This is a genomic window from Inquilinus limosus DSM 16000 (genome assembly GCF_000423185.1).
GTDB classification, from domain to species: Bacteria; Pseudomonadota; Alphaproteobacteria; order DSM-16000; family Inquilinaceae; genus Inquilinus; species Inquilinus limosus.
This window is the reverse complement of the sequence record NZ_AUHM01000055.1, coordinates 2,501-15,113: the sequence shown is the minus strand read 5'-3', so window position 1 is coordinate 15,113 and position 12,613 is coordinate 2,501. Positions and strand designations below refer to the sequence as shown.

Here is a 12,613-nt window from a genome sequence, read left to right as displayed (position 1 = left end):
CCGCGCCGGTACGCTGCCACTGCTCAACCCACTTGATCGCCGTCGAGGCGGCAACCCCGAAGCGCTTGGCCGCAGAGCGCCGCGTCATGCCGCCGTCCACCGCCCGAACCAGCCGGTCCCGGATGTCCATCGAAAGAGGTCGCGTCATGCAAGCTGGCCTCCCTCACCAGCCTGCATCTTGAATCAGAATTCCCAGCCTTCGGGAATCCCCCACGATTCCTGAAGATCGGAAAGTGCTCTAGCCAGCCGACGGATGGTCGGCGCCGTCGTCGGCGTCAGGGCGCTGAAACCAAATATGTTCTCCGCGGCCCGGGCCGGGCCGACGATGTCGCCTTAGGTCAGGGCAGGACCGTCGCCGATATGGGTGAACAGGTCACCACACAGCAGCGTCCCGGTGATCTCCTCATACAGGAGCCCGGCGTCCCAGCCATGTGGGATCTGCGGCGTGTCGAGATGGCGCAGCCGCTTGCCGCCGAGGTCGATCACCTCGCCGTCGGCCAGGGGGCGCGGCGGCCGGTCGGCCATGTCGTTGATCGACACCAGGCAGCCGATCCCGCCCTGCACCACCTGGGCCCGTGGCGCCGCCACCAGCCACTCGTTCATGGCGCCGCATTCGTCGGCCTCGACATGGCCGAAGCCGATCCAGCGCAGCCGGTCGACCGGCATCAGCCGGGCGACGGCGGCCGCGGCGGCCGGGAACATCCGCCGCAGGCCGCAATGGAACAACAGCGGCTCCTCGGCCCTGATCAGGAACTGGTTGAAGGTGAAGCCGGCCGGCGGCGCGATCTCCGGCACATAGGTCGACAGCCGATAGATGCCGTCGGCGATCTCATCGATCCTGGTCTCGCTCATCGGTCCCTCCCTGAATCGGGTCGGGGTCCGTTCATCGCGGCTTCCGCCCCGACACCTGCGTGACGGCGAAGCTGGTCACCATTGTATCAGGCGTGCCGACGGATCACTCGGCCCAGTGCCCGTACAGATTCGGCATCAGCCCCGCCAGGGCGCTGAAGCGCGCCCAGGATTTCGCCTCCTTCGGGGTCCAGCCGGCCTCGGCAATCGCTGAGAGCCTGGGGAAGACCAGCCGGTCGAACACCCCGCGGTCGGTCATCGGCTCGGACCAGATGCAGGCCTGAACGCCCAGGAAGTGCTTCAGCTGGGACTCGGTCCAGCCCCGGGTGGGGTCGAACTCGTAGGTCTCCCGCGGGCCCGACCAGCCGGCCCAGCCGGCGCCCGGCTCGGACCAGGCGGTGCTCTGCGACATGTCGAGATAGTAGCGCTGCCCGGGCGAGACGACGATGTCGTAGCCGCGGCCGGCGAGCTCGGCGCTGACCTCGACCGAGCGCCAGCCGACCAGGTAGCTCCTGTCCTTCTCGATCACGTCGCCATGCGCCGCCTCCTCCCAGCCGCCGGTGACGACGCCGCGGGAGGCCAGGAAGCGCTGGACGCGCCGCAGGAACTCCGCTTGCAGCATCGCCGTGGCCGAGCCTTCGATGGCGTCGGCGCCGTGGCGGTTGCCGATGGTGTTGACCAGCTTGGCATGCTGCTCCGCCAGCGCCGCCCCGCCGACCTGTCGCAGGCGATCGAGCGCGAGCGGCGATCCCGACCAGGCGGCCAGCGGCACCTCGTCCGCGCCGACATGGATGATCCGGGACGGGAACAGTTCGATCAGCTCGTCGAACACGGTCTCGAGGAAGCCGTAGACCGGCTCGTGGGCCGGGTTCAGGCAGTTGTTGGGGAAGCCCTGCACCGACTGGTATTCGCCGTGCTCGCCCGGGTCGCGCAGATGCGGCAGCGCCTGCAGCACGGCGTGGCAATGGCCCGGGATGTCGATCTCCGGCACCACGACGATGCCCAGCCGGTCGGCCAGGGCGACGAGCTCCCGGATCGCCGGCTTGGTGTAATAGCCGCCCTGAGGCTCGGGCCCGGAGCCGAGCAGCGGCGGCAGCGCCAGCCCGTGGCCGCGCCAGGCGCCGATCCGGGTCAGCTCCGGATAGGCGTCGATCTCGACGCGCCAGGCCTCGTCGTCCGACAGGTGCCAGTGGAAGCGGTTCATCTTGTTCCAGGCCAAGAGGTGCAGGAACCGGGCGACCTCGGCCGAGCAATAGAACTGGCGGGCGACGTCGAGATGCGACCCGCGCCAGCCATGGGCGGGGGAATCCGTGATCTCGCCGCTCTCGGGGAACAGGAAGGTCTCGGGATGATGCCGGGCGCCGCGCCAGATCTGGCCGAGCGTGATGAGCCCGTAGAGCAGGCCGGTGCGCGTGCCGGCCCGCACGGCGACGCCGCTCGTCGTGAAGGCGATGCGGTAGGCCTCGGGGCCGAAGCCCGGCTCGATCCCGAGCTCGACGCCCAGCCCGCCCTCCGCCTCCGGGCGCACGATGCCCTCGGCCGGGAACAGCGCGCCGGCCAGCTCGGCGAAGGCGGCCACGGCCTGTCCGGCCTCGGCACTCCCGCCCCTCGGCGCGAGGCCGGCGGGAACCGTGCGGCGGCCGACCATGTCGACCTTCGCCGGCCAGGGGATGACGGCGATCGGGACCGGGGCCGAGGCCGGAACCGGGAAGCGCTCGGTGCCCCGCTTCAGGGGCGCGTTGTCGGCGGCCGAATGCGTCGGCGCGACGGCGACCGGAGCGGTCGAGCCGTCCGGCAGCACGAGATAGGCGGTGGTGGCGCCGTCGGTCCAGTGGCGCAGCGGATAGCTCAGCCCTCTTGCGGTCACCGTCCAGCTCCCGCCGGGGGCGAGCTCGGTGCCGGGTTCAGGCGCGAATTCGGAGTGATTCGACAGCCGTGCGGTCAGTGTGCCGCCCTCGATGGTCGCGGCCGGGTCGATCCGGGCGGGGCCGCTGACGCAGAGCCTGAAGCCCGACACCGGCCGGCCGGACCGGTTGGTCAGTCGCAGGGCATAGCTCAGGGCTTCGCCGTCCGCGGCGGGCTTCCAGAAGGTCTCGAGTCGGAACAGGGACGTCATCGGGCAGGCCTTCGCGAAGAGATGATGGTCTAGACCACGATGACGTGATTCGGCTTTGTCCCGATATGCTATGCGGGGCGTCGGAAAGGCAGCAGACCATGATCAGAAGCGATGTCGCCGTGCTCGGGGCCGGAATCGTCGGGGTGTCGACCGCCCTGCACCTGCAGGCGCGCGGCCGGTCGGTGGTGCTGGTCGACCGCCGCGGGCCGGGCGAGGAGACCAGCCATGGCAATGCCGGGCTGATCGAGCGCGCCAGCGTCGTGCCCTACGCCTTCCCGCGATCGCTGCTCGACCTGCTGCGCTACGCCTCGAACCGGCGGGTCGACGCCCGCTATCACTGGGCCTTCCTGCCGCGGATCGCGCCCTGGCTGTTCCAGTACTGGCGCCATTCCTCCCCGGCCCGCCTGGCCGAGGCGGCGCGGGCGATGCTGCCGCTGATCGAGCGCTGCCTGGACGAGCACCGGCCGCTGCTGGAACAGGCCGGCATCACCCATCTGGCGCGCGACACCGGCTGGCTCACCGTCTACCGCACCGCCCGCGGCCTGGAGTCCGGAGCGGCGGAGACTGCCACCGCAGCCGCCCATGGCCTCAGTTTCGGCGTACTCGACCCGGCGCAGATCCGGGCGCTGGAGCCGCATCTGACGGAGGGGCTGGCCGGCGGCGTGCACTGGCAGGACCCGGTCTCGGTCTCCGATCCCGGCGCCGTCACCAAGGGTTATGCCGAGCTGTTCCTGCGCCGCGGCGGCCGCCTGGTGCAGGCCGACGCCCGGTCGCTGCAGCCGGCGGAGGGAGGCTGGAGCCTGCAGGGGCCGGACGGTCCGGTGCTGGCGCGAGACGCGGTGGTGGCGCTCGGCCCCTGGTCGCCCGACGTGATCCGGCCGCTCGGCTACCGCCTGCCGCTCGCGGTCAAGCGCGGCTACCACATGCATTACCGGGCGCGCGGCAACGCCGTGCTGCACCGCCCGGTGCTGGACGAGGAGCGGGGCTATCTGCTGACGCCGATGGCGCGCGGCCTGCGCCTGACCACCGGGGTCGAGATGGGCCACCGCGACGCGCCGCCGACGCCGGTGCAGCTCGAAGCGGCCGAGGCCGCGGCGCATACCCTGTTCCCGTTGGACGGCCGGGTCGATGACCGGCCCTGGATGGGCGCCCGCCCCTGCCTGCCCGACATGCGGCCGGTGATCGGCCCGGCGCCGCGCCACAAGGGGCTGTGGCTCGCCTTCGGCCACGCCCATCACGGCTTCACCCTGGGGCCGGTCACCGGCCGGCTCCTGGCCGAGATGCTGACCGGCGACGAGACCGTGGTCGACCCATCGCCCTACCGGGCCGACCGGTTCTGACAACCCGTTCGCTGCGTCGGGTTTGCGACGAACCATTGATGATAAGTTGAACGAGTGATTGCATGAATCTATTATGATAGCATAGCTATCGCATAAGTGAGGTGCAATCGATGGCGTCAATCACCATTCGCAACGTGCCCGACGAGGTGCATCGCGCGTTGCGTGTCCGGGCCGCACAGCATGGACGCAGCACCGAGGCCGAGATTCGCTCGATTTTGGAGCAGGCGGCGAAGCCGGCAGGCCGTTTGAAGCTCGGTTCGCTGCTGACGTCCATCGCACGTGAGGCCGGCGGATTGACCGACGCCGAAGCCGCGCATTTCGACCGGCTTCGCGACAAGACACCCGCCGAACCGATGCGCTTCGAATGATCGTCCTCGACACCAACGTTATATCCGAGCTGTGGAAAGTCACGCCCGATCCCAACGTGCTGGTCTGGATCGACGCGCAGGTGGTCGAAACCCTCTATCTGTCGGCTGTTACCGTCGCTGAAATCCGCTTCGGCTTGGCAACGATGCCGGCAGGCAGGCGGCAGAGAATTTATCAGGATCGCTTGGAGCGAGAGGTATTGCCGGCCTTCACAGGCCGCGTGCTGCCGTTCGACCTTGATGCCTCCCGCATCTATGCGGACTTCATGGTCCAAGTGCGGGCAGCGGGGAGAGCGATCGGCAAGGAAGACGGCTATATCGCCGCCACGGCCGCGGCACGAGGATTTGCCGTTGCGACACGCGACACCGGCCCGTTCGAGGCTGCAGGGTTGAGCATCGTCAACCCGTGGAAGGCAGAGAGTTCGACATAGTGCCGTCCCGAAGCACGGAAAACCGTGTCCGACGGCCGCCGGGGCGAGTTTCGGATCAGACGCCGAAGGCGGGGCGGCCATGCGTTCGCCAGGGTGGCGGGCGCCTGCCCAGGCCCTAGGATCGTCCGTCCGCAGACCGGAGGCCCCGATGTTCGATCCGGCAACGCTCGCCCTGTTCATGGCCGCCGCCCTGGCGCTGAACCTCACGCCCGGGCCCGACATGCTGTTCTGCTTCGCCAACGGCGTCGCCCGCGGCCCGCGCGCCGGGCTGGCGGCGGCGCTCGGCATCGGCGGCGGGGCGGCGGTGCACACCGTGGCGGCGGCGCTCGGCCTGGCCGGGCTGTTCGCCGCCTCGCCGACCGCCTTCGAGATCTTGCGCTGGGGCGGTGCCGCCTATCTGCTGTGGCTGGCGGTGAAAGCGCTTCGCAGCGCCGGCGCAGGCCTCGGCGCGGCCGGGCCGCTGCTGCCGCGGCCGGCGGGCCGGATCTTCCTCGACGGCATGGTCACCAACGTCCTGAACCCGAAGGTGGCGCTGTTCTTCATCGCCTTCCTGCCGCAATTCGTCGACCCGTCGCACAGCGCGGCGCTGCAGATCCTGGTGCTGGGCACGCTGCTCAATCTCTCCGGCACCGCCGTCAACGCCCTGGTCGGCATGTCCTCGGGCGGGGTCGGCCGGGTCCTGTCGCGGCGGCCGGTCGTGGCGCGGCTGCTGAACGGCTTCACCGGCATCGTCTTCCTCGGCCTGGCGGCGCGGCTGGTGCTGGCCGACGGGCGGCCGAAATAGCCTTTCGATTTCCCGCGTGCGCCGCGAGGCAGCCCTGTTAGATTGTTGCTCAAACCAGGCGGCTGTTCCGGGACGGGAATGTTCGACACGCTTCTGATCGCCAATCGGGGGGAGATCGCCTGCCGGGTGATCCGCACGGCGCGGCGCCTCGGGCTGCGCACCGTCGCGGTCCATTCCGATGCCGATGCCGGGGCGCGCCATGTCGCCGAGGCCGATCTGGCGGTCCGCATCGGCCCGGCCCCGGCGCGCGAAAGCTATCTGAAGATCGACGCCATCCTGGCCGCGGCCAGGGCGACCGGCGCGCAGGCGGTCCATCCCGGCTACGGCTTCCTGTCCGAGAATGCGGAGTTCGCCGAGGCCTGCGCCCGGGCCGGGCTGGTCTTCGTCGGTCCGCCGCCGGCCGCGATCCGCGCCATGGGCGGCAAGAGCGAGGCCAAGGCGCTGATGGCGGCGGCCGGCGTGCCGCTGGTGCCCGGCTATCACGAGGCCGACCAGGACCCCGCCCGGCTGGCGGCGGAGGCGGAGCGGATCGGCTTCCCGGTGCTGATCAAGGCCTCGGCCGGCGGCGGCGGCAAGGGCATGCGCGTGGTCGAGCGGGCGGAGGATTTCGCGGCCCAGCTTTCCGGGGCGAAGCGCGAGGCGGCCGCGGCCTTCGGTGACGACCGGGTGCTGATCGAGCGCTATCTGGCCCGGCCGCGCCATGTCGAGATCCAGGTCTTCGCCGACGGCCACGGCCACTGCGTCTATCTGTTCGAGCGCGACTGCTCGATCCAGCGCCGCCACCAGAAGGTGGTGGAGGAGGCGCCGGCCCCCGGCCTCGATCCCGCCATCCGCCGCGCGATGGGCGAGGCGGCCGTCGCCGCGGCCAAGGCCATCGGCTATGTCGGCGCCGGCACGGTCGAGTTCCTGCTCGACACCGATGGCCGCTTCTACTTCATGGAGATGAACACCCGGCTGCAGGTCGAGCACCCAGTCACCGAGGCGATCACCGGGCTCGACCTCGTCGAATGGCAGCTGCTGGTCGCGGCCGGCGGGGAACTGCCGCTGGGTCAGGACGACCTCGCCATCGACGGCGCCGCGATCGAGGTCCGGCTCTATGCCGAGGATCCGCAGGCCGGGTTCCTGCCGCAGATCGGGCGGTTGGCGCATCTGGCCCTGCCCGAGGCGGCGCCGCATGTGCGGGTCGATTCGGGCATCCGCCCGGGCGATGCAATCTCGATCCACTACGATCCGATGATCGCCAAGCTGATCGTCTGGGACCGTGACCGGCCGGCGGCGGTGCGGCGGCTGGCCCGGGCGCTGGATCAGGTGCGGATCGCCGGCCTCGCCACCAATCTCGGCTTCCTGCGGGCGATCGCGCGCCACCCGGCCTTCGCCGCGGCCGAGCTCGACACCGGCTTCATCGCCCGCCACGGGGCGAAACTGCTGCCGCCGCCCGCGCCGGCCTCGTCCGAGGACATCGCGCTGGCCGCGCTCGGCCTCGTGCTCGGCCGCGCCCGCGACCGGTCCAGCCCCTGGGGCCTGGCCGATGGCTGGCGGCTGAACGACGAGGCGGTGGAGATGCTGCGCCTGGCCGACGGCGACGCCGAGATCCCGGTGGCGGTGCGCTACCGCCGCCACGGCGGCCTCTCGATCGGCACGCCGGACGGGCCGGTCGAAGCCGGCGGCACGCTCGTGGACGGCGTGCTGACCGCGCGGCTCGGCGACCGCACGGTGCGGGCGACGATCATGGCCGCCGAGGAGCGGATTGCGGTGCTGCGCGACGGTGTCGACCGGGTCTTCGGCATCGTCGACCCGCTGGCCCATGCCGGCGAGGAGGCGGGCACCGGCAGCCGGCTGACCGCGCCGATGCCCGGCCGGGTGATCGCGGTTCTGGTCGAGGCCGGTGCCAAGGTGACCAAGGGCCAGCCGCTGATCGTGCTGGAGGCGATGAAGATGGAGCACACCGTGGCTGCGCCGGCCGACGGCACCGTGACCAGCCTGCCCTTCGCCGCCGGCGACCAGGTGGACGAAGGCGTGGCCCTGATCGGCTTCGAGGCGGCCTGACATGCTCCCGGCCAAGGTCCGAATCGTCGAGGTCGGCCCGCGCGACGGCCTGCAGAACGAGAAGGCGGTGGTGCCGCTCGAGGCCAAGGTCGGGCTGATCGACCGTCTGTCGGCTTGCGGGCTGACCACGATCGAGGCCGGCGCCTTCGTCAGCCCGAAATGGGTGCCGCAGATGGCCGATTCGGCCGAGGTGATGGCGCGGATCGTGCGGGCGCCCGGCGTCTCCTACCCGGTGCTGGTGCCGAACGAGACGGGGCTCGACGCCGCGTTGGCCGCCGGGGCGACCGAGATCGCGGTGTTCGGCGCCGCCTCGGAGAGCTTCAGCCGCCGCAACATCAACTGCTCGATCGCCGAGAGCCTGGCCCGATTCGCCCCGGTCGTCGCCCGGGCCAAGACAGCCGGACTCAAGGTGCGCGGCTACGTCTCCTGCGTGCTCGGCTGTCCCTATGAGGGCGAGGTGCCGGCGGCGAAGGTGGCGGAGGTTTCAGCCGCCCTGTTCGATCTCGGCTGCTACGAGATCAGCCTGGGCGACACCATCGGGGTCGGCACGCCGGGCAAGGCGGTGGCGATGATCGAGGCGGTGGCGGCGCGGATCCCGCGCGAGTCGCTGGCCGTCCATTTCCACGACACTTATGGCATGGCTGTCGCCAACATCCACGGGGCGCTGGAGCGCGGCGTCGCGGTCGTCGATTCGGCGGTGGCGGGGCTCGGCGGCTGTCCCTATGCCAAGGGCGCCACGGGCAATGTCGCGACCGAGGATGTGCTCTATCTTCTTGACGGGCTCGGCATCGCCAGCGGCGTCGCCATGGACCGGCTGCTCGACGCCACCCGATTCGTCTCGGGGGTGCTCGGCCGGCCGCCGGTGTCCAGGGTGGCCCGGGCGCTGATCGCCCGCGACGCCTGATTCATCCCGAAACGTGGCCGCGGCGGCGCGGCCATGGAGGAACTGTGCCTGTCCATCTGTTGAAGGTCGCCGTCGGCATCTCCGAGCCGGCCCAGCTCGCCACGGTCCAGCAGGGCCGGCGCCATGTCGTCGACGGGCGCGAGGTCGTGTTCGGCTACACCAAGCGCATGCCGACGCGGCGGGACGAGCTGATCGATGGCGGCTCGATCTTCTGGGTGATCCGCCACGTCATCCTGGTGCGGCAGCGGATCCTCGACATGGTCATGGTGACCGACGAGGACGACGACACCTATTGCCGGCTGCTCTACGACCCGGAGCTGGTGCCGGTGGAGGCCCGGCCGCTGCGTGCCTTCCAGGGCTGGCGCTATCTCGACCCGGAGGCGGCTCCGCGCGACCTGGGGGCATCGTCGGACAGCGATCTGCCGGCCCATCTGCAGCAGGAACTCAGGGCTCTCGGGCTGCTCTGAGCGGGGCGTCCGGGGCTCCGAAAAGAAATTCACGGAAGTGCAAAAAAGCTCTTGCGTGGTCCGGATCACCCCCCTATAACCCGCCTCACCGACGGCGACGCCGCGGCGACGAACTCGAAAGAGAGCGACGCAGCGGAGGGCAGCCAAAAGAGGTTGCAAAAGCCGGGTCGGTAACTTACATCGACGTTTCTGCCCTGGCGGGCCGTCCCTGTTGAGGGGAAGGCGCGACGGGCGGATGCGGCTCTGGAGGGGGAGAAGTCCTCTGTAGGGGCGCGGATCTTGGACAAGTGGGTTAAGTGGAGAAGGGATACGCGGCCGGCGGTTTGGTCTCTGAGTGAGAGGCGCAAACAAGCGGGCGCGGTATCTCGGACGCTAGTAGAGTCATGGGCGTCGGGTTGGAGCGATCCGGTCCGATGTTGGATGGCTCAGGTGTGTGAGGTGCGGCCCTGGTCGAGAGGCTGGGGTGGAGCGCTCCACAAGTAGGGTTGTTCCGGCTTCGGCTGGGATGATCTGAAGTCGAACCTGAGAGTTTGATCCTGGCTCAGAACGAACGCTGGCGGCAGGCCTAACACATGCAAGTCGAACGCCCCGCAAGGGGAGTGGCGCACGGGTGAGTAACACGTGGGAACCTACCTTCTGGTACGGAACAACCAAGGGAAACTTTGGCTAATACCGTATACGACCTCCGGGTGAAAGATTTATCGCCGGAAGAGGGGCCCGCGTCCGATTAGGTAGTTGGTGGGGTAACGGCCTACCAAGCCGACGATCGGTAGCTGGTCTGAGAGGATGACCAGCCACACTGGGACTGAGACACGGCCCAGACTCCTACGGGAGGCAGCAGTGGGGAATATTGGACAATGGGCGCAAGCCTGATCCAGCCATGCCGCGTGAGTGATGAAGGCCTTCGGGTTGTAAAGCTCTTTCACCCACGACGATGATGACGGTAGTGGGAGAAGAAGCCCCGGCTAACTTCGTGCCAGCAGCCGCGGTAATACGAAGGGGGCAAGCGTTGTTCGGAATGACTGGGCGTAAAGGGCGCGTAGGCGGTTCGTTGCGTCAGATGTGAAAGCCCCGGGCTCAACCTGGGAACTGCATTTGATACGGGCGGGCTTGAATCCAAGAGAGGGTGGTGGAATTCCCAGTGTAGAGGTGAAATTCGTAGATATTGGGAAGAACACCAGTGGCGAAGGCGGCCACCTGGCTTGGCATTGACGCTGAGGCGCGAAAGCGTGGGGAGCAAACAGGATTAGATACCCTGGTAGTCCACGCCGTAAACGATGTGTGCTAGCCGTCGGGCAGCTTGCTGTTCGGTGGCGCAGCTAACGCGATAAGCACACCGCCTGGGGAGTACGGTCGCAAGATTAAAACTCAAAGGAATTGACGGGGGCCCGCACAAGCGGTGGAGCATGTGGTTTAATTCGAAGCAACGCGCAGAACCTTACCAACCCTTGACATGGGGAGTGTGGGCCTGAGAGATCGGGTCCTTCAGTTCGGCTGGCTCCCACACAGGTGCTGCATGGCTGTCGTCAGCTCGTGTCGTGAGATGTTGGGTTAAGTCCCGCAACGAGCGCAACCCTCCTCTTCAGTTGCCATCATTGAGTTGGGCACTCTGGAGATACTGCCGGTGACAAGCCGGAGGAAGGCGGGGATGACGTCAAGTCCTCATGGCCCTTACGGGTTGGGCTACACACGTGCTACAATGGCGGTGACAGTGGGCAGCGAAGGGGCGACCTGGAGCTAATCCCCAAAAGCCGTCTCAGTTCGGATTGCACTCTGCAACTCGGGTGCATGAAGTTGGAATCGCTAGTAATCGCGGATCAGCACGCCGCGGTGAATACGTTCCCGGGCCTTGTACACACCGCCCGTCACACCATGGGAGTTGGTTTTACCCGAAGACGGTGCGCTGACCCGCAAGGGAGGCAGCCGGCCACGGTGAGATCAGCGACTGGGGTGAAGTCGTAACAAGGTAGCCGTAGGGGAACCTGCGGCTGGATCACCTCCTTTCTAAGGATGCCCGACATTCGGAGCCTAGGGTCTGATCATGGACCTGAAGGCCGCCGGCCACGCATCCCTTCTCCGTTCCAGCCGATGAACCGGTTGGTCTAGACGCGACGCTGCGGCGCCGATCCTTCGGGATTGGCCTTGGGGCAGCGAAGCGGTAGGCCGATCCCGGTTCGTTTAAGCTTCAGGGCTAGTAGCTCAGCTGGTTAGAGCGCGCGCTTGATAAGCGTGAGGTCGGAGGTTCAAATCCTCCCTGGCCCACCAGATCGGCCTCAAGTAGCGCAAAGCGCGATAGGCCAACCTGAAATTGGGGGCGTAGCTCAGTTGGGAGAGCGCGTGCTTTGCAAGCATGAGGTCGTCGGTTCGATCCCGTCCGCCTCCACCAATCTGGTGTGAGAAGGCGGTGAGCGACAAGGCCTCAAGTGGCGAAGCGATAGGCCATCAAGCGGCCAGGCTGGAATGTGAGAGGACAGAGATCCGCGGGCTTCGGCCTTGCGGCAGATCGCGAGAGCGATCGCGGATATTGGACATTGTGAAGAGAATGCGAAGACGGAACGATCGCCGTCTTGGCTCCGGGAGGTTCGCCTCTCTGGGCGCAAGGCGAGGATTGTTCCGGCTGCGGGGAGAGGTATCGATGTATGGAGACGGGTGTCCGGTAGGGCGCTTGCCTCTGTGCGCGGTGCTTCTCTTGTCAGAAGAAGCTGAGATCAAGCGTCTAAGGGCATCTGGTGGATGCCTTGGCACTGAGAGGCGATGAAGGACGTGGCACGCTGCGATAAGCTGCGGGGAGGGGCGAGCACCCTTTGATCCGCAGATCTCCGAATGGGGCAACCCACCGCTTATGCGGTATCCGTACCTGAATCCATAGGGTGCGGAGGCGAACCCGGGGAACTGAAACATCTCAGTACCCGGAGGAAAGGACATCAACCGAGACTCCGTTAGTAGTGGCGAGCGAACGCGGACCAGGCCAGTGATCAGATCTACATAACCGGAACCGTCTGGAAAGTCGGGCCATAGCGGGTGATAGCCCCGTACGGGTAAACCGGATCTGATCCTCGAGTAAGGCGGGACACGTGAAATCCTGTCTGAAGATGGGGGGACCACCCTCCAAGCCTAAGTACTCCTCAGTGACCGATAGTGCACCAGTACCGTGAGGGAAAGGTGAAAAGCACCCCGACGAGGGGAGTGAAAGAGACCTGAAACCGGATGCCTACAAGCAGTCGGAGCGGGCTAGTCCCGTGACGGCGTACCTTTTGTATAATGGGTCAGCGACTTAGCGTGTGCAGCGAGCTTAAGCCGAGAGGTGTAGG

10 protein-coding genes, 2 tRNA genes and 2 rRNA genes (1 of these 14 only partly in view) are annotated in these 12,613 nt (G+C 67.9%); 11 read left to right on the top strand and 3 right to left on the bottom strand.

Features of this window, described 5'->3' with window-relative positions:
* From G537_RS45675 to G537_RS0129300, 3 genes are all read right to left on the bottom strand, one after another.
* On the bottom strand, window positions 1–130 hold a 130-nt coding region (locus tag G537_RS45675; RefSeq protein ID WP_425402313.1), incomplete at its 3' end, for a helix-turn-helix domain-containing protein.
* A gap of 203 nt (window positions 131–333) precedes the next feature.
* Window positions 334–852 (bottom strand): oxygen-binding di-iron domain-containing protein, encoded by a 519-nt coding sequence (locus tag G537_RS40630; RefSeq protein ID WP_051249292.1) that lies wholly within the window; start codon window positions 850–852, stop codon window positions 334–336.
* Between the two features lie 103 nt (window positions 853–955).
* A complete protein-coding gene (locus G537_RS0129300; RefSeq protein WP_026873086.1) occupies window positions 956–2,965 on the bottom strand; it encodes a beta-N-acetylhexosaminidase in 2,010 nt (669 codons plus the stop codon).
* Between the two features lie 98 nt (window positions 2,966–3,063).
* Here G537_RS0129300 and G537_RS0129295 point away from each other — a divergent pair, with 98 nt between their 5' ends.
* The 11 genes from G537_RS0129295 to G537_RS0129245 form a co-directional block, all read left to right on the top strand.
* Window positions 3,064–4,305 (top strand): NAD(P)/FAD-dependent oxidoreductase, encoded by a 1,242-nt coding sequence (locus G537_RS0129295; protein ID WP_169516744.1) that lies wholly within the window; start codon window positions 3,064–3,066, stop codon window positions 4,303–4,305.
* Between the two features lie 110 nt (window positions 4,306–4,415).
* On the top strand, window positions 4,416–4,673 hold the full coding sequence (locus tag G537_RS0129290) for a FitA-like ribbon-helix-helix domain-containing protein (RefSeq protein WP_026873084.1): 258 nt from the start codon (window positions 4,416–4,418) through the stop codon (window positions 4,671–4,673).
* Entirely contained in the window at window positions 4,670–5,101 is a 432-nt protein-coding gene (locus tag G537_RS0129285; protein WP_026873083.1) for a type II toxin-antitoxin system VapC family toxin, read from the top strand. The genes G537_RS0129290 and G537_RS0129285 overlap by 4 nt, the downstream gene beginning before the upstream one ends.
* 148 nt (window positions 5,102–5,249) lie before the next feature.
* Window positions 5,250–5,885 carry a LysE family translocator gene (locus G537_RS0129280; protein WP_026873082.1) on the top strand — a complete coding sequence of 212 codons (636 nt, stop codon included), beginning with the start codon at window positions 5,250–5,252 and terminating at the stop codon, window positions 5,883–5,885.
* A gap of 78 nt (window positions 5,886–5,963) precedes the next feature.
* Window positions 5,964–7,931: an acetyl/propionyl/methylcrotonyl-CoA carboxylase subunit alpha gene (locus tag G537_RS0129275; RefSeq protein ID WP_026873081.1), complete on the top strand. Its 1,968-nt coding sequence runs from the start codon at window positions 5,964–5,966 to the stop codon at window positions 7,929–7,931.
* A gap of 1 nt (window position 7,932) precedes the next feature.
* Entirely contained in the window at window positions 7,933–8,835 is a 903-nt protein-coding gene (locus G537_RS0129270) for a hydroxymethylglutaryl-CoA lyase (RefSeq protein ID WP_026873080.1), read from the top strand.
* Between the two features lie 44 nt (window positions 8,836–8,879).
* A complete protein-coding gene (locus tag G537_RS0129265) occupies window positions 8,880–9,302 on the top strand; it encodes a DUF1489 family protein (protein ID WP_026873079.1) in 423 nt (140 codons plus the stop codon).
* Between the two features lie 518 nt (window positions 9,303–9,820).
* Window positions 9,821–11,306: ribosomal RNA gene (locus tag G537_RS0129260) — 16S ribosomal RNA — on the top strand.
* A gap of 184 nt (window positions 11,307–11,490) precedes the next feature.
* Window positions 11,491–11,567, top strand: a tRNA-Ile gene (locus G537_RS0129255).
* Window positions 11,568–11,612: 45 nt separating this feature from the next.
* A tRNA-Ala gene (locus G537_RS0129250) sits at window positions 11,613–11,688 on the top strand.
* Window positions 11,689–12,008: 320 nt separating this feature from the next.
* A 23S ribosomal RNA gene (locus tag G537_RS0129245) occupies window positions 12,009–12,613 on the top strand (it continues 2,131 nt past the right edge of the window).
* Together the 16S and 23S rRNA genes with 2 tRNA genes alongside form the textbook arrangement of a ribosomal RNA operon.